General features: G+C 70.6%; 22 protein-coding genes and 1 pseudogene. 17 read left to right on the top strand and 6 right to left on the bottom strand.

Annotated elements, in window-relative coordinates; translation table 11 throughout:
• The 12 genes and pseudogenes from ACZ7P3_RS41565 to ACZ7P3_RS41510 all read left to right on the top strand — a co-directional run.
• A pseudogene (locus tag ACZ7P3_RS41565) lies at positions 1-2,130 on the top strand (hypothetical protein); the annotation flags it as partial.
• Positions 2,131-2,928, top strand: coding sequence for a hypothetical protein (locus ACZ7P3_RS41560; protein ID WP_472089884.1), 798 nt, complete (start codon positions 2,131-2,133; stop codon positions 2,926-2,928).
• 1 nt (position 2,929) lies between these two features.
• A complete protein-coding gene (locus tag ACZ7P3_RS41555) occupies positions 2,930-4,153 on the top strand; it encodes a C40 family peptidase (protein ID WP_472089883.1) in 1,224 nt (407 codons plus the stop codon).
• A 56-nt stretch (positions 4,154-4,209) separates the two neighbouring features.
• Entirely contained in the window at positions 4,210-4,626 is a 417-nt protein-coding gene (locus tag ACZ7P3_RS41550) for a histone-like nucleoid-structuring protein Lsr2 (RefSeq protein ID WP_472089882.1), read from the top strand.
• A gap of 40 nt (positions 4,627-4,666) precedes the next feature.
• On the top strand, positions 4,667-5,035 hold the full coding sequence (locus ACZ7P3_RS41545; RefSeq protein ID WP_472089881.1) for a hypothetical protein: 369 nt from the start codon (positions 4,667-4,669) through the stop codon (positions 5,033-5,035).
• A 12-nt stretch (positions 5,036-5,047) separates the two neighbouring features.
• Positions 5,048-5,926 carry a hypothetical protein gene (locus ACZ7P3_RS41540; protein ID WP_472089880.1) on the top strand — a complete coding sequence of 293 codons (879 nt, stop codon included), beginning with the start codon at positions 5,048-5,050 and terminating at the stop codon, positions 5,924-5,926.
• Positions 5,927-5,952: 26 nt separating this feature from the next.
• Entirely contained in the window at positions 5,953-6,705 is a 753-nt protein-coding gene (locus ACZ7P3_RS41535; RefSeq protein ID WP_472089879.1) for a nuclease-related domain-containing protein, read from the top strand.
• A gap of 98 nt (positions 6,706-6,803) precedes the next feature.
• A complete protein-coding gene (locus ACZ7P3_RS41530) occupies positions 6,804-7,409 on the top strand; it encodes a hypothetical protein (RefSeq protein WP_472089878.1) in 606 nt (201 codons plus the stop codon).
• 143 nt (positions 7,410-7,552) lie between these two features.
• Positions 7,553-9,223 carry a 3'-5' exonuclease family protein gene (locus ACZ7P3_RS41525; RefSeq protein ID WP_472089877.1) on the top strand — a complete coding sequence of 557 codons (1,671 nt, stop codon included), beginning with the start codon at positions 7,553-7,555 and terminating at the stop codon, positions 9,221-9,223.
• Positions 9,223-9,549: a hypothetical protein gene (locus tag ACZ7P3_RS41520; protein WP_472089876.1), complete on the top strand. Its 327-nt coding sequence runs from the start codon at positions 9,223-9,225 to the stop codon at positions 9,547-9,549. The genes ACZ7P3_RS41525 and ACZ7P3_RS41520 overlap by 1 nt, the downstream gene beginning before the upstream one ends.
• Positions 9,550-9,658: 109 nt before the next feature.
• Positions 9,659-9,940 (top strand): hypothetical protein, encoded by a 282-nt coding sequence (locus ACZ7P3_RS41515; RefSeq protein WP_367469184.1) that lies wholly within the window; start codon positions 9,659-9,661, stop codon positions 9,938-9,940.
• A gap of 14 nt (positions 9,941-9,954) precedes the next feature.
• The gene (locus ACZ7P3_RS41510) at positions 9,955-10,191 is read left to right on the top strand and encodes a hypothetical protein (RefSeq protein WP_362164995.1); all 237 of its coding nucleotides are present in this window, start codon (positions 9,955-9,957) and stop codon (positions 10,189-10,191) included.
• A gap of 315 nt (positions 10,192-10,506) precedes the next feature.
• On the opposite strand, the gene ACZ7P3_RS41505 is transcribed toward ACZ7P3_RS41510, so the two are convergent.
• On the bottom strand, positions 10,507-11,757 hold the full coding sequence (locus ACZ7P3_RS41505) for a transcriptional regulator (RefSeq protein ID WP_472089875.1): 1,251 nt from the start codon (positions 11,755-11,757) through the stop codon (positions 10,507-10,509).
• Positions 11,758-11,987: 230 nt separating this feature from the next.
• Here ACZ7P3_RS41505 and ACZ7P3_RS41500 point away from each other — a divergent pair, with 230 nt between their 5' ends.
• The 5 genes from ACZ7P3_RS41500 to ACZ7P3_RS41480 all read left to right on the top strand — a co-directional run bounded on the left by ACZ7P3_RS41500 (position 11,988) and on the right by ACZ7P3_RS41480 (position 16,123).
• Positions 11,988-12,623, top strand: a complete 636-nt coding sequence (locus ACZ7P3_RS41500) for a hypothetical protein (RefSeq protein WP_472089874.1) — start codon at positions 11,988-11,990, stop codon at positions 12,621-12,623.
• Between the two features lie 8 nt (positions 12,624-12,631).
• Positions 12,632-13,246 (top strand): hypothetical protein, encoded by a 615-nt coding sequence (locus ACZ7P3_RS41495; protein ID WP_472089873.1) that lies wholly within the window; start codon positions 12,632-12,634, stop codon positions 13,244-13,246.
• Between the two features lie 34 nt (positions 13,247-13,280).
• On the top strand, positions 13,281-13,445 hold the full coding sequence (locus ACZ7P3_RS41490) for a hypothetical protein (RefSeq protein ID WP_266361575.1): 165 nt from the start codon (positions 13,281-13,283) through the stop codon (positions 13,443-13,445).
• 102 nt (positions 13,446-13,547) lie between these two features.
• Positions 13,548-14,720 carry a YcaO-like family protein gene (locus ACZ7P3_RS41485; protein WP_472089872.1) on the top strand — a complete coding sequence of 391 codons (1,173 nt, stop codon included), beginning with the start codon at positions 13,548-13,550 and terminating at the stop codon, positions 14,718-14,720.
• Positions 14,721-14,818: 98 nt separating this feature from the next.
• Entirely contained in the window at positions 14,819-16,123 is a 1,305-nt protein-coding gene (locus ACZ7P3_RS41480) for a TfuA-like protein (protein ID WP_472089871.1), read from the top strand.
• On the opposite strand, the gene ACZ7P3_RS41475 is transcribed toward ACZ7P3_RS41480, so the two are convergent.
• The 5 genes from ACZ7P3_RS41475 to ACZ7P3_RS41455 form a co-directional block, all read right to left on the bottom strand.
• Entirely contained in the window at positions 16,042-17,280 is a 1,239-nt protein-coding gene (locus ACZ7P3_RS41475; protein WP_472089870.1) for an MFS transporter, read from the bottom strand. The genes ACZ7P3_RS41480 and ACZ7P3_RS41475 overlap by 82 nt on opposite strands.
• Before the next feature lie 480 nt (positions 17,281-17,760).
• Positions 17,761-18,180, bottom strand: a complete 420-nt coding sequence (locus tag ACZ7P3_RS41470) for a hypothetical protein (RefSeq protein ID WP_472089869.1) — start codon at positions 18,178-18,180, stop codon at positions 17,761-17,763.
• A 12-nt stretch (positions 18,181-18,192) separates the two neighbouring features.
• Positions 18,193-18,987 (bottom strand): 3'-5' exonuclease, encoded by a 795-nt coding sequence (locus ACZ7P3_RS41465; protein WP_472089868.1) that lies wholly within the window; start codon positions 18,985-18,987, stop codon positions 18,193-18,195.
• On the bottom strand, positions 18,984-20,366 hold the full coding sequence (locus ACZ7P3_RS41460; protein ID WP_472089867.1) for a hypothetical protein: 1,383 nt from the start codon (positions 20,364-20,366) through the stop codon (positions 18,984-18,986). The genes ACZ7P3_RS41465 and ACZ7P3_RS41460 overlap by 4 nt, the downstream gene beginning before the upstream one ends.
• A gap of 12 nt (positions 20,367-20,378) precedes the next feature.
• Positions 20,379-21,362 carry a hypothetical protein gene (locus ACZ7P3_RS41455; protein ID WP_472089866.1) on the bottom strand — a complete coding sequence of 328 codons (984 nt, stop codon included), beginning with the start codon at positions 21,360-21,362 and terminating at the stop codon, positions 20,379-20,381.
• Between the last annotated feature and the right edge of the window lie 83 nt (positions 21,363-21,445).

The raw sequence follows: 21,445 nt of genomic DNA, 5'->3' as shown, positions 1-21,445 counted from the left end.
ATCAGTCTCGAACCGCGGAAGAAGTACCGCTTCAGCGTGTTGAAGCTGCTGATCCGGCTGCAGAACTTCCGGCTGCCCCGCAAGCGGACCGTCCTGATTCCCGTCCTGGGGATCTACGTGACGCTAATGGTCACCGCGCAGTCGGCATGGGCTAAGGACTACACCCCGGTCGGCATCGGTGACCTCCTGCCCTCCGTGGACATCCCGTACACGAAGGGCCAGGGGACCCTGTACGAGGAGTACGGCAACCCGCTGCTCTACACGGTCACCGACGACTACGGCATGTGGGACGTCATGGACCCCATGTTGGAGATCCCCGCGATCATCTGCATGGCCCTCACCGCCGTGATCGGCTCCGCCGCCGTCACCATCGTCCAGTGGATCTTCAACGTCACCACGATCCCCCCGCTGGAGAAGGCGATTACCGACTCCGTGGGCGGCGCCGCGAGCACGCTCACCCAGACGCTGCTGCCGTCCGCAATGGTGATCGGCGCCCTGGTCGCGTACGCCAATCACCGCCGGGCCGCAGGTTCGAGCCTGTCCCAGCTGGGCTGGGTGGCGGTCTCGACCATCTTCTCCATCTCGCTGCTGATGGCCCCGCAGACCTGGGTCAACGGGATCGACTCCGCCCGCAACGTCGGCTCCAGCGTGGCCATGAACGCGACCTCCGCCGGCCTGGGCGACGGCACTAAGGAGCCCATCGACCTTGGCCACAAGACCACGTACGGCACCAACGAGCGCGACAACATGCTGCGGAAGTCGAGCGACGCCGTCTGGCGAACGTACGTCGTCACGCCGTGGTGTGTGGTCGAGTTCGGCAGCCTGGCAGCGTGCAAGGACAAGGGCAAGGAGCTTCTTGACCAGGGCCCCAACCCGGAGAAGCGCAAGGACTGGCTGAACGACCACGCAGGCGGCGACGACATCGGCGGTGACTCGAACTCCTGGGTCGATGGCCACAACCCGGTCGGCCGCATGATGGTCGCCATCCCGGCCCTGATCTGCGTCATCTTGTTCGCGGCCCTGGTCCTGATGCTGGCGTTCGCGAGTCTGGCGTCCCTGATCGGCGCCCTGCTCATGCTGGTGTCCGGGGTGATCTTCGCCTGCTTGTGGATCATCCCAGGAAGGCCCCGGACGTGGGGCGTTCGCTGGTTCGACTTCCTCCTTGGCTACACCCTGCAGAGCGCTATCGCCACGATGACCCTCGGCTCCGTCCTGGTCGTGACCACTGCCGCCACCAAGATGATGGGCGAGTACGGCTACGCGGCTGGCGCCGGAATCTCCATCGCCACCGCCATCGTCGCGTTCAAGTTCCGCAGCGTCCTGGAATCGATCGTCGGCGTCACCGGTCTGACCAGCCCGGCCGCCGCCATCGGCGGACTGCTCGCCGCCCGCGCGGCGGGCAAGGCCGGTTGGGGGATGACCAAGGGACTGGGCCGCGGGCTCGCCGGGATGCGGCTCCCGCGTATGCCCCGGATGCCCCGCCGCAGCGGCGGCGGAGGCGGCGGCACCGACAGGCCGACGACCCCGCAGCTTCCGCCGGGCGGCACCCCGGGCGCCCTGGCCGGTGCCCGCCGCCCCATGCCGCCGCTGCCCTCCGGGCAGACGGCAGGCGCCGCACTGCCGAACAGCGGCAGCCGCAAGGAAGTCGGTCCCCTCACCAGCCGTCCGGAACTGCCGTCGTCCACCGCACCGGCCCGCGGCCGGTCCGTTGCCGACGGTCCGGCCAAGGCCGTCCCGGGCACCCGCCGCCCGGCCGAGGTCGGTGGCACCCGCCGCCCGGCGGAGGTCGGGGGCTCGGTGCCCCGTCAGGCCCTGCCCGCCGCAAGCGGCTCCGCCCAGGCGGCGGCGAACAGCACGAGCCGTCCGGCGGCGGGAGCGGCCAGCCGTCCGTCCCCGACGCTGCGGACCGAGAACAGCGGCGCCAGCTACACCTTCCGGCAGGGTCCGAAGACGGGCACCTCCGCGCCGAAGGTCATTCCGCACAAGGTGGTCCGCTCGACACCGAACCGCCCCGGCGGTTCCACCGGACCCAACCCCACCCGGCCGGAGAACCGCAGCCGGGCCCGCAGTCGCGGCCGCGGCCGTGGCCTGTCCGTGCCGACCGTGACGCGCCGCAACGGGGGGAACTAAGTGGCCGACGACGACAAGAAGCCGCGTACGCCCGCGGACTTCCGCGAGTTGCTGCAAGAGGTCTACGAGGTCCCGGAGGTCGAGGAGGAGGGCAAGAGGCGCCAGCGTCGCAAGGCCCGCCGTCGCGCTCGCCGCGAGACGAAGGCCAAGCGCAAGACGACGATGAAGCAGGTATTGGAGGAGGAGCGGGCCAAGGAGCCCATGAATCCTGCCGGTGCCGCCCTGATCATCGTCGTCATCCTGGTCGTGGGATTCGGTGCCACGAAGTGGATCACCGGGGACGACAAGGGGCAGCAGAGCGTCAGCACCGCCCCGAGTTCCGCCGCCGCCGATCCCGCCGGCGGCGGCACGACGGCGAGTTCGCCGCCGAGCCCTTCCGCATCGGCGTCGCCGTCCGCCTCGCTTCCGGCCGTGGACCTGAGCGCGCCGGAGAAAACGGCGGAGGGCTGGGGCCGGGTCTACATGACCCGCAACCCGCCGGTCGACAAGGAGCACGAGACCGTGGTCGAGCGGGCGGCGCCGTGGATGACCGAAGCCCTGGCCCGCAATCTCGCGGGCAGCCGAGACAGCCTGTGGGACAACCTGATCTCCAACGGCGGGGTGTCCACCGTGACCGGGGTCGAGGTGGGCAAGGCCGACGAGAAGCTGGGCATCGACACCCCGCTGCGGGCCTGGCGGGAGGTCAAGGTCAAGACCGTCATCGAGGGCTACAAGAAGTACGACAAGACCTATGTCTTCCAGGCGGAGATGACGCGCGACGGCGACCAGTGGCGCGTGTCGAGGGTGCTGGGGGTCTGACGTGAACTCGCGCCAGGCCGCCATGCTGGCCTCGGGGGTGGCGCGTCGGGGGGCGGCGCTGAAACTCGCCGTCCCCGCCGGCATCCTCTTCTTCTGCTTCCTGATAGGGCTCGGGATCGTCGGCGGCATCGCCGGTAGTTCCCAGGCGTCCGCCGCGTCCTGCGGCGGCGCCGGTCTGCCCGATGCCCAGTACGAGAACGACGACCAGAGCGACGACGGGGGCAGCAAGGACAGCACCGACGGTCTCCACGCCCAGCAGATAGACAACGCCAAGACGATCGACCGGGTGGCCGCCCAGGGCGGCCTGCCCGGACGCGCAACCCTGATCGCGCTGATGACCGCGCTTCAGGAGAGCACGCTGATCAACCTTGATCACGGTCCGGGCGACTCGGTGGGCCTGTTCCAGCAGAAGCCGCAGTATGGGTGGGGCACCAAGGAACAGATCATGAAGCCCGCGTACGCGGCGAAGATGTTCTTCTTCGGTGCGGACAGCGGCAGCCCCCGCGGACTGACGGACGTCAAGGGCTGGGAGTCGATGGCGTTGGAAAAGGCCGCCGAAGCCGTCCAGCACTCCGAGCAGGGCGAGCTGTACGCCGGCCAGGAGTCCGAGGCTCGCCGGATCGCGAAGGAGGCTGGTATCAACCTCGCGCACCCCGGCCGGGCAGACAGCCAGCCGACCGACAACCCGTCCAGCAGCACGGCCGACCCGTCCGACGCCCCGAGCGGTGCCCCCACCGAGCGGTGCGAGAAGGAAGACGACCAGCAGGACGGACCGGCTCCGAAGCCGGGCACCGCTTTCCACGACGGCGACGCCAACTGGCCCGCCCAGGTGAAGAATCCCCGGTCCACCGCCGACGCCGTGAAGTGGGCCCGGAGGGAGGCCGACAGCGGGTCCACCGAGTGGTACCGCAAGTGCCTCGCTTTCGTCGCGATCTCGTACGGGTGGTCATTCTCCGGAACGAACTACGCCATAGACCACTACTGGGAAATGCCCTCCACAATGCGTCACAACCGGGACCGCAACCCCCCGGTGGGCGCCCTCATGTACTGGAGCACCGACAGCCGGGCCGGACACGTCGCCATCTACGTCGGCAACGGCGAGATCGCATCCAACGACATCCGTTCTCCCGGCCGGATTTCGATCGTCCCGGCCACCGACATTGAGTCGAAATGGGGTGCTACGTACCAGGGTTGGGCGCCTCCGTACTTCCCCAAGGGTGGATAACCCGTGGCATGTCAGTGCTTTTTGAGATGATCTAGAGCAGAGCAAAGGAGACGGGTGTGGCAGATCGGCTGATCCTGGTTGACGACCTGGACGAGGAGAGCATCAAGGGCGTTGAGCGGATCGACTTCACATGGCGTGGGACGGAGTACGAGGTCGACCTCAACCCGGAGCACCTGGCGGAGTACGACGAAGCCCTCGCTCCGCTGCTGAAGGTGGCCCGGGTGAAGCAGGGCGCCGGCCGCAAGGGGCGCAAGGCGACGAAGCCCAAGTCCGAGACGGCGGCCGAGACGAAGAAGGTCCGCGACTGGGCCAAGGCGAACGGGCACGAGGTGCCCGACCGCGGCCCGGTCCCGGCGGCGGTCCGCGAGGCGTACGCCCGAGCCCAGGCCGAGCCGGGGCCGAGCGTCCCGCCGCAGGGCACCCAGGCTGACGCCGCCGAGCCCGCGACTCAGAACCCCTATGCCGGTCGCTGATCCGAAGGGACGCCCCCGGCCCTCCGTGGCCTGGCGGCCCTTGACCGAAGAGGCAGCGAAGAGGCTGACCGAAGAGGCGGCCTGCTTCGTCTGGCTCAACCTCACCACGGGGGAGCTGGACGTACGCGCGACCGACGAGTTCGCGGCCAGCCCCCCGTGGCTGGTGGCCGCGTGTTGGACGCTCCGCTGGCCCGTCGCCCCGCTACCCGCGGACCGGGCCAACAAGCTGATGGACGAGATCGCCCCCCACGCTCAGCACCTGATCGACGCCACCAGCACCGAACTGCCCGACCGCGAGCGGCCGGGAACCGTTCTGTACTACGGCGCCGGGCCTGCGCTCGACGCCATCCAGAGGTGCTGTGCCGCCACGTGGACCGACCCGGACCGGCTGCACGCGAATACGCTGTAAGGAAGTGGCCCGATGCCTGTTGTGACCGACCATGACGCCGTCCCCCTGACCCCGGTCTACACGATCGTGATCCGCGAGAGCGGTGAGGCCAGCGTCGACGGGCATCCAGTGGACACCCTCCCCGGCCAGGACGCCCGCGACGCCGCCCTGGCACACATCCAGGAGAAGGCTGCCCGGCTCGACCGACCGGTCCGCGTCAACGCCAAGGAGCCGGACGGCAGCACCTGGCCCCTGATTGTCGACTGGGACGGCGAGGTGACGCCGCTCGAACAGCCTCACCCGGCGCCGCCGGCCCCGCCTGCAGCACGCCGAGCTCCCGAGCCGCCTCCCGCAGCCCCAGCCGCCCCCGTCCACCTTCCCCCGCCCACCGGTGAGCCGGTCATCCCCGGCCCGCCGCCAGCCGCCCCCGGCGTCGACTGGATGGCACCCCTGCCTCCCGAGTACCGGGAGATGCTGGACGCGGTGAGGTCCGCGGACATCGCGGGCAACTTCCCCGCCGCCGAGGTCGCGGCCAAGGATCTCGAAGACGCCCTGGACGACGCGTACGGAGCCTCGCACCCCTACACCGTGAACGTCGTCGCGGTCAGGGCCAACCTGGCACTGCGCAGGGCAGCGTGGACCACCAGCCTGGAACTGCACATGCGCGCGGCCTGGCTCCGGCACGACCAGCAGGCCCCCCGGGACGAGACGCTGCGGCTGGCCCGCAACGCGCACTTCTGCTGGAAGCACCTGGTCGCCCAGTGCCCCAAGCACCCCGGAACCCGCGACCCCGCCCAGGCCCAGCAGCGCGTCCAGGACCTCCTTCGGGTGCTCCGGCATGTCGACGTCGAGCCGATCATCATCACCACGACCGAGGAGTGGGCGGCGAAGCTGCTGCCCGCAGCCTCCTGACGCACCACCACGAAACGGGGGAGCGGATGGCGATCCGTGTGGGACCGGGCCAGTCGGCCCAGCAGGAGTACAAGCGACGCCTCCGGTCCTGGAGAGCGTCGGCACGGCGACGGTTCCTCATCGGGCTGGCCCCCGTACTCGCCCTCGCCGGGCTGCTGGAGTGGTGGATCGGCTGGCACGGCATCGGTGTCCCGCTGTTCGGCCACATCGCCGCCCTCGCCGTCGTCCTCGCGTGGTGCGGAACGCTCACGGCCCCCCAGCACGTACGGGCCTGGCGGTCCGGCGCAGAAGGCGAGCGCCGGACCGCGCGGATGCTCGCCCCGCTGGCCCGCCGCGGCGCGGTCATCCTCCACGACCGCGCACTCGGCAAGGTCGCGAACCTGGACCACCTCGCCATCGGGCACTGGGGCATTGCCTGCATCAACACCAAGAACTGGCAGGCCAAAGGGGCGCGAGTCGCCGTCAGCCCCGACGGCGGAACCCTGTGGTACGGCGCCCACGCCCAGAACCGCGAGGTGGCGAAAGCCCACGGTGAAGCGAGGCAGGCAGCCACCGCCCTCCGGCGCCCGCTGGACGGGCTGCCGGTCGACGTCCGGCCGATCATCGCCGTACATGGGGCTCCGGTTGGCCGTCGCGGCATCTTGGTCTTCGACGGCGTGGTGGTGATCGAGGCCCGACGCCTTCGCGGCCACCTGCGCAAACAGCGTCGCGTCCTCTCGCCGGCCGAGGTCGCCCAGGCCGGGCAGGCAGCCGACCAGGCCCTTCCCCCGAAGGAATAGAACGTCGCTTCGCCAGGAAGTCGAACAAACCATGCCAATGGCCCGGAAGTCTTTCCGGGCCATTGGCATGTGGGTTTCCCGAGCGGTTTAATGGGTGTATGGCAGCAACGCAGCGCGTCACCGTCCACATGTCCGAAGATCTTGCTACGCGGATCAGCAGTACCGCCAGGTCGTACCGGCTGGCTGAAAAAACCTGGCGTCGCCTTTCCCTGCTAAACGCGAGAGATTCCCGAGAGCGTAAGAAGATTCGAGTAGAGGCAGAGTTGCGCCGTAGAACGGAGTGGCCGACAGAAGACCATCTTGTCGAAGCCTGCGTGCGCGGCCGCATGGCGCAGCCGGACCTTGCCCGCGACTGGCGCCCGCTGACCGAGGCGGAGAAGGCCGAGCTGTCGTTGCCCGGCATGTGGCCCGGATCGGAGCGGCCGGGGGAGGACTTCGGGACTCCCTTCGCCTGCACGCTCGACTATGACCTGGTCTGGCGTGCGCGCACGGCCGCATGGCGGATCAGTGAGCCGTGGATCGAGGAGATTCTGAGGCAGGGGCTGGGCAACCTGCGCGGGCTCACCGAGGAACAGCGCGACCGGCGGGCCGCCCTTGGTGCCCATGTGCTCACCTTCGGCGCCATCGTCCGGCAAGGGATCGCGGACCACTGGCCCACCAAGGGCGTTTTGCAAACTGAATCGCGAAAGGGTTGTGACCAATAACGTTATTTAGACCCGCCATATCTGCAGAGCGTTTCCGCGCCGCTTTTCTGGACGCTTGTCTATTCTGCTTGTCAAGCGTCGCCGGTACTGCTATCCATGAAATGGCTTCGGTGAAGTAAGCGAGAAATGGAAGGCACTAACGGATGTCCGAAGAGGTAGCGGTCGCGGCGCAAAAGGCGCGGCCGAAAGTGGTCAACGGAACGCAGTTGGCGGCCGAACTGGGCATCGAGCCCTGGATGGTCACCAGGGCACAGGAGCTGGGACTCATCCCGCCCCGCGACAAGTCCAAGGGGTGGTCGCGCGAGGCAGCCGACGCCCTCGCTCCGCGGGTCGAGGAGATCCGCGAGGGCATCGCGGACCGCGAGGGATACGGCGCCCGGCGTACGGCCGAGCTGCTGGCCGAGCTAACTGGGCTCGAAGTCGAGTCCGCCGACGTGCCGCCGCTGGCCGAGAAGACCAGGTTGCGCGTCGTGGATCAGTACAAGGGCTGGGACCTCTACTCGGTACGCGACGCGCGGGCCCTCGCGGTCTCCGACGACGCCAAGGCGCTGATGACCGAGCTGATCGCCGCCCGGCAGGAGGCGAAGGCCCGCAGTGAGGCCGAGTGGACCGCGTGGGTCGAGGTGAGCCTGCCGCCCGACGAGGCAGCCGGCCGTCTGGGGTGGAAGGTGGCCGAGTTGAAGCAGGTCGCCCAGGACGGGCGGATCAGCGCGGGGAGGGGCGGACGGTTCGCCGTCGAGGACCTGGACGTGCTCGCCGCGGACGAGGAACTGTGCGAGAAGGTGACGGGGGACCGGCTGATCCGGGCCGACGAGGCGGCCGGACTGCTGGAGATCCGGTACCCCACCGACTGGCAGCACGTGGTGGCCGCAGGCTGGATCACCCCGGCTTCCCACGTAGAGGCCCGGGTCGGCAAGCGCCGGTGGATCGACGTCCCGCTGTACCGGACCCGCGATGTCGAGGGCCTGCGGGATCTTCCGGGTGTGCCGTGGGAGGAGGTCCGTGCGGTACGAGCCGGAGAGCCGAGTCCGCTCCGCGAGTACAGCCGGGTGACGACCCGCGCCGAGGCGATCCACGCCTTTGCCGCCGCCGTCGCCGACCGGCACCAGGTCGAGGTGTGGGCCTTCCACGACGACCGCACCGGCGCGTGGGCATTGGACTGGGCCCGCAACGACCAGGCCGGTCCGACGCGCGAGCAGGTCGCCGCCGAGCTCCGCGCCGACCAGCAGGCCGCCCGCTACCGCGCGGACATCACGGTCGGCGGCACCCGGTGGGGCCAGCGCGCACGTCACGCACGCGAGATCCTGACGGCGGACACGGCGGTGTTGCTGTGCACCAGGTCCTCCGGGCAGCCGACCAGCGACTCCGAGACGACCGAGATCATCGAGATCGCCGTCGTGGACGCCTCCACCGGCAAGGTGCTGCTGGATCGCCGGGTGAAGCCGTCCGCCCCGCTGGGGGAGCGGTACGCCGGAGGGATCTCCGACGAGGACCTGGCGGACGCCTCCCCGTGGGAGCGCGTACTGGTCCGGGTGCGGGACGTGACCCGCGGGCGCCTGATCGTCCCGGGCCGGCCGGGGGAGGACCAGAAGCTGATCGCGGCCGACACCGCGCGGGCGGGCAAGCGCCCGATGCACCTCGCCGCCGACGAATCCTGGGCCCTGCGGGAGGGGGACGACCCGGTCACCCCGGTCAGGGGACTGCCTGCGGTGAAGGGGTGCGAGTACGTACGCGAGGAGCTGTTGCTGCGGTCCCGCGCTCGCGGCCGCGCTCACCTCCCCGAGGCCGCACCCCACCAGGAGGTGACCCGCTGATGGCTGAAATCCGGATCATGGGCGCGAGCGTCGAGGAACAGGAGCAGGTCACGGACCTGATCAGGAAGGCCCTCGCGGCGTACCCGGTACCGGTCGCCGTGGACGAACCGCGCCGTCTGCAGAACCGGCGGTCCGAACCCGGTACCCCCGCGTACCGGATCGTCTTCACCGTCATCCCCGCTCCCGCCCCGGCGCCGGCCGCCGAGGAGCACACCGTGCACGTCGAGCGGGAGGAGCCGGTCCGCCGCCAAGGAGAACGCCGAGGCGGACGCCCGATGAGCGGGCGCCGAGACCGTCCCGCCCTTCCTCCGGGCACCGGCCGGTAGCCGACCGGGACTGTCGGTCGTATCCCGCACGGGCCCTTGCCGCCGCTACTCTGGGGGGCGAGGGCCCGGCGACCGTTCCGGCGCCCCGTGTCACGGGAAGGCGGTGACCATGCGCGAGGCGACGAATCCTGGCGAGGGGGAGTGGACCCCGGACGCCATCGCTCACGCCCTGACGCCGGTCCAGCGGATGGAGTTCATGCGTCAGCTGAACCTCACCCCGTTCAGCGAGCTGGAAGCCCTCGGTGCCCGGTGGCGGAAGCTCATCGAGGACCTGCGGGCCGGAGCCGCGAAGGCCCCCGAGGTCCTGGACTACCAGCGTCAGCACGGCGGCGCTCTGCCGCCGGAGTACACGGACGTCACCGAGCTGATCAGCGAGCGGCGGGTCGCGTGAACTTTCGGCTCTACATGGACCAAACGCAACACGAGGTCTACCGGAGCCTGCCCGAGCGGGCCCGCGACCGCCTGGCCCGCTTTCTGCTCGACTCGCTCACCGATCCCATCACCGCGACCGAGCCGTACGGCGATGTCGATGACGGCGTGGTGCGGCTGTGGGCCGCCGGGGACCTGGCGGTGGTGCTGATGGTCGGCGCCGAGACCAAGACCGTCACGGTGCTCAGCATCGCGTACGCCGGCCTGGACTGAGACGAACGACGAGGGGCTTCTCCTCCTACCCCCGCGGGGGTAGGAGGAGAAGCCCCTCGGTGTCTTCAACACCCTTCCGCGGGCGGAACCGATCAGCGACCGTTCCGAAGACACCGCTCGGCGCCGAGCGTGAAAGTCGATGCGGAATGACCTCCGCCGAGATGAACGAGCGCTCGCCCGTGAGGTCACGCGGGAACGGGCAAGCCCAGCGCCGAAACGGGGGGATTCGGCGCTGGGCTGTTGCCCACTCTGCCACGGAATTGCCCGCCCGTACCCTGATTTGAACCTTTGGGCGCTCCGCGCGCAGAGCGCCTGTCAGGCGAGAGCCTGCCCAAGAAGGTCCCGTGGACGGCCGTTGAGCGCCTGGTGCAGAGCCTCGGCCCGAGACCGGATCAGGCCGTCACGGTAGGGGGCCGGGAGACGGTCGAAGATGCCTGCCGCCATCTCGGCAGACGCTGAAGGGTCGCCGTCGAGGCGCAGACAGGCGGCGGTGTCCATCGCGATCAGGGCCCGGGTCATCACCGATGGGGAGTCGGTGAGGTCGAGGGCATCGTCTTGGGCCGCGTAGGCAGCCTCCGTGTCCCCGAGGAGGGTGTACGCCTGGGAGAGGTGGACGAAGTGCTTCTGTCCCGGATAGCCGAACCAGGTGTCTGCTGTCTCCTGTCCGTCGAGGTGTTCCACGAGGTTCCGCACGTCTGTGACTGCCATCCGGGCGCCCCGAAGGTCACCGATGGCGGCCAGGGAGCGGGCCGTGACCGCCGCCGCCAACGCGCCGGCGGCGGTGGGCGTCCGACCGGCGGCCCTGCGTGCGCGGGAGGCGATCCGTACGGCCGCCTCGGGGGCGCCGTAGTTCAACGGCACCATCGCGTGCCGTGCCAGCACCCAGGCGGTCATCCTGCGGTCACCGGACTCGCGAGCCGCCTTCTCCGCCGTCGCGAACCATCGGAACGCGTCCCCCTTGTCGCCGCGATCGTGCTGGACGATGGCGACGAGACCGGCAATCCCCGCGGCGGTACGGGCGAGATCAGCGCGTGCCCCGGCGGGGTGGGGCTGGTTGAGGACCTGACCGAGGAGATCGAGGTCCGCCTGCATTTCGCTCAGCACGTCGTCGGGCGCCCGGCCGTGGTAGCCACCCCGGTGCCGCTCGAATGCCGACTCCAGGTAAGCCAGGTCACCGGCTCCGGAGCCCGTGAGGGCCCCGTCGATGCCCTCGCGCGCCTGCGCGATGCCCGGCAACGCGGTCGAACCTACGGCCGCGGCCGCCACCCCGAGGAAACTGCGTCGCTTCACGTCCTCTTTCTCCCTGCGCTGGCTGCGTCGGTGCTGCCGCGATGCGGCGACTGCCCGCTGCACGTCCGCGACGCTCAGCCCGTATGCGCGGGCGATCGTCTCGTGCCAGTCCGGGACCGGTAACCGCTTCTCCAGTTCCCACCGCTTGATGTTCTCCCAGTCGAACCACCGGTCGTCCTGGGCCTGTTGAACGACCTTGGCCTGCTGATCTCGGGTGCGTCCGGCGCGTTCGCGGATCGCTCGAAGTAAGACGCCGATGCCGTCCGGGGCCACCATGACACTTTCCCTCCGTCGCCGTCGGGTGCGGCCCTCATCCTGGCCCCCCGGAGCGGCCCCCTGCCGGGAAACGCACCCCTTCGTGGCCCCTCATTCCTTGTGTTCCCCGGCAGTTCAATGGGCGAACGCCGCCGACGCCTCGGCTCGCCGCCGGAACGGTCTCGGCGGCGGGTCGAGGTTCCACCGGCCGCGCGGCGCCACCCGGACAGACGGAGCACCTGGAGGGGATCATGGACACCGCAGCACCCGTGGATCGGCTGCCGGCTCGCGCGGCCTGGGAGGAGACGGGAACGGCCATCGTTCCCGGTGTCCTTGAGCCGGACCGTTTCAAGGCCCTGGTCGAGGAGGCGCACGGCCGGATCGACCTGGTCACCCCCCACGTCCACGAGCACACGGCAGCCCACCGTGACGGCAGCTTCGCCTCCCCGGTGCACTGCGGCTTCATCCCGCCCGGCCCGGTGCTGGAGACCCTGGCCTACGACAAGACCCTGCTGATGGCCCTGCGCGAGGCCACCGGCATTCCCCGGCTGATCCCGCGAGGTGGCGCCGTCGTCCTCTACAGGGAAGGCGACTTCCAGGGCCTGCACGTGGACTCGGTGAAGTCGACCGTGACCGTCGCGGTCGCGCTGACCGAGGACCTGCCGCCGATGGGCTGGGCCCCCGACCTGATGGGAGCCTTCCCCGACCGTCTGGGGGAGGTCGTCACCGAGCACGGCATCTTCCCGGAGGGGGAGGGCTTCACGACCCTGGCCCACCCGTACGGCGACGGCAGTGTCCGGGCGTTCGCCGGGTACCACGTGCCGCACTGGCGCCGGCCGGTCACGTCGACGGGCCTGCTGGTGACGATGTCGTTCATGGACCTGTGATGGTGGCCATGACTCCACGTCAACTCTGGCTGACCGAAGGGCGGGCGGTCGTACCGGAGGACGTGGTCGACCCCGGGCTCTGGGAGGAGCTTGCCGAGGAGGCCGACCGGTGCGAGCCGCACGCGGTCGTCCGCCACAACCGGCGGCCGGGCCTGCTGGTGATGCGGGACGGCTCGATCACCTCCCCCCAGCGGTGCCGGGTCCACACCGGGGGAGACGCGCTCAGCCGACTGGCCATGTCCAAGGGCCTCGCGGAGGTGGCGGGCGAGGCGACCGGCCGGGCCCGGATGACCCCGATCCGCTTCGGCCTGAAGTTCTACGAGCCCGGCGACTACATGCACGTCCACCGCGACGACGGGAAGTGCTCGATCACCTTCTCGTGCGGCCTGACCCCCGGTCTCGTCTCGATGGGCTGGCTGCCCCGCCTTCGGTGGCTGACCACCCAGCAGGTGGCCGACCGCCTCGGTGACACCCCGTACCCCGACGGCGGCGAGACCTTCCCGGTCCGCCACCGCGTCCTCACCGGATTCGACGGAAGCCGAATCCCCCACTGGCGTACCCCGCTCGACTCCCAGTCGCGCGAGGTACTGATCACCATCTGCTTCACCGACCTCTCGGTGTAGCAGCGTCCTTCCCCGGAACTCAGGAGGAACGACCATGTCCCAGCAGATCCCGTCCGCCACGACGCAGGCCGTGGACCCGGCCGACTTCGTGGCCGAGCTGCACGCCGAGGGCAACATGCCGCAGAACTCCGGCGGCGACCCGGCCGTGCCGGACTCCGCCTTCCCCGACACCCACACCTACCCGCTGCCGTCCGCCTGACGGCGCCGTAGGCGGTAGCTGAACCCGCCCGGCTGCCGGGGCACCCTTCATGACCTGGGTGTCCCGGCGGCCGGGCGTCGGCATCTGCGAAGGGAAGATCCCATGCGCAAGACGTACTTCGACGGCACCCACCGGACCCGTCATCCCGATGAGACCTGGGAGGCGATCCGCCCGCTGCTGATGGCGTACGGCATCACCCGCGTCGCCGACGTGACCGGCCTGGACGATCTCGGCATCCCGGTGACCATGGCCGTGCGGCCGCTGGCCCGCACGCTGTCCGTCGCCCAGGGCAAGGGGGCGACGCTGTCCGCCGCCCGGGTCTCCGGGGCCATGGAGGCGATCGAGGCATGGCACGGCGAGCGGGCCGTCCCGACCGCCGAGGTGCGGGCGCCGGCGGACGGCCTCGGTCTGGTCCTGCCCTATGCGGTCACCGCCCTGGAGAGCCACCCCGGCTCTCTGGTCACCGGCCGGACCGTCCTGGACTGGATCACGGCACGATCGGCACTGGACGGCGAACCCACGCTTGTTCCGGCGGCGTGCGTGCAGCTGGGGCGGGAAGTCCACGACCGATGGCGGCTGCACCTGCCCAGCGCGTCCACGAACGGTCTCGCGTCCGGCAACACGCGCGCCGAGGCCATCGTCCACGCCTTGGCCGAGCTGATCGAGCGCGACACGATCAGCTCTCTCGCCGACGGGTCGGGGCTCGGCCGTCTCATCGACCCCGGCACGGTCGAGGACGAGCACTGTGCGTCCCTGATCGACCGGGTGCGGGCGGCAGGTGCCTGGCTGGAGCTGTGGCACCTGCCGAACCGGTTCGAGGTGCCCGTCATCAGTTGCTACCTGTGGCGCGAGGACCAGCCCGCCCTTCTGGTCTCCGGCTCCGGCGCCCACCTGGACCCCCACGTGGCCCTGTCCCGGGCGATCACGGAAGCGGCTCAGTCCCGGCTCACCCAGATCACCGGCAGCCGGGAGGACATCCACCCGGCCGCCTACCAGCCCGCCGTGCACCACGGACCCCAGCCGTCCGCCGGTCGTGGCGCCCCGTGGGCGGAGGTCACCGCGCAGCACACCACCGGCTTCGCCACGGACGAAGGTGAGGCCGAGTACCTGGCGGCCCGCATCAGCGCGGTCACCGGCCACTCCCCGCTGGTCGTGGACCTCACCCACGGACCCCATCAGCGACGTGAGTTCGCCGTCGTCAAGGTGCTGGCCCCGGCCTTGCGCTACGACGCGCGGCACGTCATCCCCCGACCGACCCAGGAGGCAGTCGCGTGAGCGTTCACGTCTTCTCCGGGCCTACCGTGCCCGCCGCCCGCGTCAGGGAAGCCCTCCCCGACGCCGTGACGCACCCCCCGGTCCGACACGGGGACTTGATGCGGCTCGGAGCCGGCCCCGGCGACACGGTGCTGATCATCGACGGTCTCTGGCACCAGAGCGCCCCGGTTCGGCACAAGGAGATCCTGGCGCTGATGGCCGACGGCGTTGCCGTGGTCGGCGCCGCCAGTATGGGAGCCCTGCGGGCCGCCGAGCTCGCTCCGTACGGCATGGTCGGCATCGGGCGGATCTTCGAGGACTTCCGCAGCGGCGCCCTGGACGCGGACGACGAAGTCGCCGTGCTCCACACCGAGGACGGCCGCCCACTGTCCGAAGCACTCGTGAACCTACGGGCCGCACTGACGCGCGCCGCCGCCGACGGACAGATGGAGACCACCGAAGCGACCCGGCTGGCCAACCTGGCTCGCTCCCTGCCCTACACCCGCCGGTCCTGGACCGCCCTGGGCCGCCTCGCGGCGGGGGAGGGGTTGAAGACCGCGTTCAACCGGGCGGATGCCTGGCGTCGCGTGCACCCCTGCGACGTCAAGCGAGAGGACGCCGAGCGGGCCCTTGCCCTGGTGGCCGCTGGCCTGCCCCCGGCCCCCGGCACAGCCGGGGCATGGGCTGGCGAGCCGTGGCAGACCAGCTTCGTCCGGTACTGGCAGGCGACCTTCCGGCCGGTCGGGGAGGCGAGCGGGCAGTCTGTGAACTGCCTCGCTCTCCTGAACTATCAGCAGCTCTACGACCCGGGGTTCCCCAGCCGGTGGCGCACCCGGGTCCTGGCTGCTCTCGCGCAGGAAGAGGGCGGCGACGTGTGCCGCCCGGTGCGAGCTGCGGCGGTGGAGCGGTCCGCTCTACGGCGCGTTGCCGAGGCCGGTGTGGAGCTGGGCGGTATGTCCGGCGACCAGCTCGCCCACTGGCTCACCGAGGACGAGGTGAGCCAGCTCCCGCCGGAGGAGGCGCTGGTGCGGATCGTCGTCCGCTCCGCCCGCCTGGACGGAGCTTGGACGGTGTGGCCGGTCACGGTGGTCGAAGCGGGCGACCTGATCGGCCCCGTCCCCTCGGTGGCCGAGGCCGTGGCCGCCGCGTTCATCTTCAACGCCGAGGTCGAGGCGGCCGACCCTCACCGCACCACGGCTCACCTGAGCGTTGACCGGATCACCGCATCGCTGGTCCAGCGGTGGGGACTGCCCGAGCGGTGCGGCCGGACCGTGTTGGACGCAGCGGCCCGGGACCGGGCGTTCCGCGACTTCGCCGGCGCCGTCGAGGTGGCCCGCGCGTTCTACCTCTCCGCCCGTGCCGGTACTGCCGGGCCGTCGCCCTCCTTGACCACCAGCGGCGCGAGGCAAAGCCCCCGGACCTGAGCAATGGCCAGCGGCACGACAGCGGCGGCCGCGATGATCAGGGCGCCCACCGCCAGCGTCGTGCGAAGCCCGAACACCTGAGAGGCGGGGCCCGCCAGGAGGTATCCGAAGGGCACGGGAAGGATCTGCCCGAGCGTCGAGTAGGACAGGGTCCGACCCAGCCGGTCCGCCGGAATCCTCTCCTGCACCAACGAGGCCCACACGGTCATGCTCACCGCCAGCCCCGAGCCCGCCAACGCCGTGGCGAGGGCGAGGACGGGCAGCGGTACGGCCGCCGCCATCGCGCTCAGCGGTACCGCCATGGAACCGGTTCCCGCACAGACCACGAACCCGACCCGACGCGGCTTCCACATCAGGGCGAGCGCCGCCCCGGCCACCAGCCCCGCGGTGAAGCCGGAGACCACCACGCCCCACGGGGCGGCGCCGCCGAGCACCCGCTGTCCGTACACCGGGCCCAGGAGCTGGTAGCCGACCAGCCACACGGGAACGATCACGGCGGCCTGGCAGACCATCACCCACAACCAGCGGCGGGAGCGGAAGTCATCCCAGCCCTCGCGCAGGTCGGCGGTGAAGCCGGTCCGGACCTTCACGTTCTTGGCCTTGAGGCTGATCCGGGAAAAGAGCAGGGCCGAGGCGGCGAACGTGAGAGCGTCCCAGCCGAGGGCCCAGCCAGGGCCGACCACGGCGACCAGGACGCCGCCCAGGGCGGGCCCCGCCACCTTCACGGTGTTCTGCCCGATCTTCAGCAGGGCATTGGCCGCGTGCCGGAGTTCGGCCGGGACGACCTCCACGACGATGCCGCCGGCCGCGGGGGTGAAGAAGGCCCCAGCCGCCCCGCAGACGGCCGACATCGCCACCAGGTGCCAGACCCGGGCCGTGCCCGAGAGGAGCAGGAGCACCGCAGCCGCCTCCGCGGCCGCGCAGACGATGTTGGACCACACCATGACTCGGTGTCGGGGCAGCCGGTCCGCGACGACGCCGCCAACGAGCAGCAGCAGGATCTGGGGTACGACGCTCGCCGCGAGGACCGCGCCCAGCGCGCCGGGCCCGCCGCCGATCTTGAGCACCGCGAAGGCCAGCCCGATGGGCGCCACGGCCGAGCCGGTCCAGGAGAGCAGGCGGGCGGCGAAGTGCAGCCGGTACGGTCTGATCGCCAAGGGGGCGCCTGCCTCCCGGACCCGGGCCGCCCAGCTGATACGTGGGACGGGCCCCGCTGGATTCCGGTCGTGCAGCCGCGCCTTACGCAAGATCCAACTCCACCCAGAGAACACGAAATCCCGGCAGCGAGGCGCCACCGGGAAGATGGTTCCGACTCTAGAGCAACCCGAAGATCGTCTGTCGCAGACGCACCAACAGGTATCCGCAGAGCCACAGTGGGGCGGTCCACCTCAGCCACAGAACGGAACCCCTCAGCGCCCGCAGTCGAGAACCGACGAGCGGAGGTACCCAGCCGGGCGGCCCCCAGGCCGTACGGCGGCACCCCCGCGGACATCAGCCACGCTTCCCGTCTTTGATCGTCACGGTGCCCAGCCGCCCGAGACTCAGAGCCGATGGTGCTGTCCACCGGGCGTTCGCGGACGACGTCGCCGCACGCGAAGCGAGCCCAGCCCGCGACTGGGCAGGAAGGGCGGCCCCGTCTACTCGGCCCGGCCCGGAGGCTCCGGGCTCCAGTCGGGGAGACCCTGGACGCGAGTTCCTGCCGCCGGCTGGGGCGGCGCGTCCAAGAAGGCCGTTGCGTCCAGGAAGCGGCGCCCGGCATCGTCCTGATCCGCTTCGCGCTGCAAGAGATCGGTCCGCACGGTCCGGGCAGCGGCGATGACGTCGTACGCGGCCACGCGGTGCAGCTCGACGTCTTCGGGGGAGGTCTCCCGTTGGACCGCGAGGGCGGCGATGATCGCCTGACGGTGCCTCCAAGCGGCCTGAGCTTCCTGGTACTGCGGGCTCTGCTCGCCGTGCTGCCGGGCGCGGCTGAGTAGGGCAGCGCACTGCCGGACGTCCTCGCGGATACGTTCGGCTACCGCGCCGGGGGAGTCGGGCAGTTCGGCACGTTCGTTCACAGGATCAGCTCCCTACGGTCGATCGGACGATGCCATTTCCCGCACCCTCGCAAGGAGGAAGCGGCAGTCCTCCACGGCGGTGTGCGGGCCTCCGAGCTTCTGCGAGCGGTAGCGTCCTCGCTTGACCGACCACAGGCCCTTCCAGACGGCGTACGGCTCCATCGCGTCGTGCCACCGGCACTCGCCCAGCCAGTGGGCAGCTACCTGTGCCGAACGGTGTCGTTCCAGCTCCCGTTCCAAGCACCCTTTATCGAAGGGCAAGTTGTAGGCCACGCACGTCCGTCCGTGCAGGGCCTCACCGAGGGCGGGCAGCAGCTCTCCGAAGGTGGGTGCGTCGGCCACCCTCTCCGGGGTGATCTTGTGGACGGCGATGGCGCCCGGCTCGATCTCGGCCTGCGGGTTGACGTACGAGTCGAATAGCACGGTGCCGCTCTTGTCGGTGGCCGCGATCTGTACCGCCCACGCCCCGTTCAGACCGGTGGTCTCGATATCGACCGCAGCCAGTGAGTCGTCCGCCAGGAGCCGCCGGGCCCAGTCCGCGACCTGCGCCCGCTCGCGCGGCCACGATCGCGGTCTGCGCAGGGCCCGCACCGCGTCGTCCAGGGCGCCGTGCCGCTCACCGCTCCCTCCGAGCCGCCACCTGGCAGTCCCGAGGACCTGGTCCGAGTAGAGCATCCCGAGGAAGGCGTCCCCGTCGTACACCGCGAAGTCGTGGCGGTCGGTGTCAGCCGGCCGCACGAACCGGGCCGCCCGGCCGTCGATCTCCTGGGTGAACAAGTCGTCCAGCAGCGCCGGATCGGCGGTCACTCGTCGCCCTCCCCGTCGCGGACCGGAAGGCCCTGTTCGTTCACGATGAGCGACTGCCCGGGGATCGGTTCGTCCTCGGCCACGGTGCTGCTGACCTGGTCACGGCCGTGCCCGTCCGCCGCAGGCGACGACGGCTTGCCCCCTTTGCCGCCGCCGGCGGGGGACTTCACCTGTCGCTCCAGGCGACGGACCTGGGTCTCCAGAGCCTTGCGGGCCTTCTCTGCCCGCTCGGCCGCTGCCGCCTGGTCCGCGCCGAACTTCTGACTGGCCTGGAGCTGTTCGAGCAGGCGGTCCCGGTCGTCGTTGTGCTGCTTGACCAGCTCGCCGCGTTCCTTGGTGTGCTGCTCGATCAGGCTGTTGCGATCGTTCAGGTGCTCTTGGATCAGGTCCTTCCGTTCCTGCTTGGCCTCGGCGACCCGTGCAGTCGCGGCTTCCGCCTCCGCCTTGTGCTGGGCGGTCTCCGTCTGGAGCTCTTGGACGCGTTCCCTGGCGGTCCGCTCGATGGTCTCGACGTCCTTCAGGGCGGCGGCGACCTTCTCCTTCGCGTCCTTCTGGGCGGCGGTGATCTTTTCGTTGGCGTCGTTCTCGAACCGGACCCGGTGTTCTTCGATCCGTTCGTCAGCCGCCGCCCTGGCCGCTTCGATCTGGTCCTTCGTCTCGGCCGTGATCCGCGCGATCTCCGCGCGAGTGCTCTCCTGCACCTCTTCGACGCGCTGGTTCGCTGCGGCGACGGCCTCAGCGAATGCCCGCTCGGCAGCCTGCTGGTGCCGTACGGACAGGGCGGCCAGGACGAGCATCGCGGCGGCGGCCGCCGCCGCCTCTTCCTTCTGGACCTCGGCCTGCCCGCGGAGTTCATCGGCCTCGGTCGCCGCCTCCTGCGCTTCTTCGAGGAGGCCCTGAAGACGCTCTTGCTCCGACTCGGCAGCAAGCCGTAGTTCGTGCTCGGTGCCGTACTTCGACTCCGTCTCAGCGATGCGGAGTTGGGCGGCTGCCTGCGCGTTAGCGACCTGCACGCTCGCCAACTCCGGATCACCCGCGGCTTCGACCGCCGCGCGGTGCTGGGGGAGCACTTCGAGGAGCTGAGTCATCAGGGACCGGAGACTGGTCTCCGTGACCTGAGCCTCAGCCACCGCGGAACTGTGGGGCAGCGCGGACAGGTCGTCGGGCACGACATGCCCCGAAGGCTTGCCAGCGTTCTTGCCCTCGCCGTTGGCCTCACGCCACCGCAGCGCCTTGAGCGATGTGTGCTCCGGATCGTCGCAGTATTTGGCCCGCGCCCCCGACTTGCCGGGTTCCTTCGCCTTCACCGGACGGCTACAGCCGGCCGGGAACGCGCAGAGGCGAACGTCGCTGGTGGCCTCGCTGGCCTGGTCGGTCATTGCTGCTTCTTCCTAGGCGGTCTTGCGTACGGGCAGGGCGATGACGGCGGCTTCCTTGGCGGATTCGAGCGCCACGGTGAAAGCGTCGGCGACGGCGGCGGCCTTTCCGGTCATGCCTTCGATCTCGGCGACGGCGAGGTCATCGCGCGCGGTGCGGGCGAGGAAGTCGAGGACGTCGTCACTGCCATCGGTCAGGGCCTGAATCTGCTGCAGTTCTCGGTACCGGTCGTCCGCCTTCGCCACCTGGTCGGCGTACGACTCCAGGGCGCTGACCCGCCGGGTGATCCCGTCGAGGCTCGCCCGCAGGGCCCGGCGCCGGGTGTCGACCAGCGCGGCCACCTTGTCCCCCTTGAGGTTCGAGGGCTCGGCCTTCACTAGCCGGGTGTACTCCCGCAGGGCCTCCGCGATCTCCCACTCCTGCCGGGGGAGGGCCACGTCATTGTGCTGCCGGTCGATGAGGTCGAAGCGGTGCACCGCCGAGGTGCGAACAGCCTTCTTCGCCTGCTGGGCACGGGCGAGGAGGGCGCGGGCGTCGTCGTTCAGGTCGGAGGGCTGGACACACCGGTCCTTGAGCTCCGCCAGGCGCCGTGCCGTCTTGTTCCGCGAAACAGCGTTCGCCGCGTACGCGAACCCCATGAACGCGAGGACGGCGGTTCCGATCGGCCACGCCATGAGGAGGGCGGCGTGGAGGCCGTCGAAGAGTTCCTGCACCGGGCGACCGAAGGCGTCGTTCACCGTGGCCCCGCCGTCGTGCGGGCTCGGCGTGTACCACTCAACTGCCCCGGTGACCCAGGCTCCAGCTCCGAGACCAGCGACGACGGCACCGGGACGGAGCAGGTAGGGAGCCGTGGCCCACCAGACGCTCACCTCGCCACGAGGGTAGGAGCGCGGGTCACGGTCGGCTCGGATCAAGAGGTCTCGGTCCTTCTCGGCCAGGTCGGGGTCCCGCACGGTGACGGCGGCCAGGCGCGGTGACGGCGGCGGTTTCTTCTTCACCTTCGGGTCCTCCCCTGTGCCGACTCATGTGCGTCGCGGGCCACGGTCTCACGCGCCGCTGACAAGGAGGTCGTCGGTTCCAG

The sequence above is a fragment of the Streptomyces sp. NPDC107581 genome (assembly GCF_055657175.1).
Note: the sequence above shows the minus strand (reverse complement) of the source record. Positions and strands in the feature narration are given on the sequence as shown.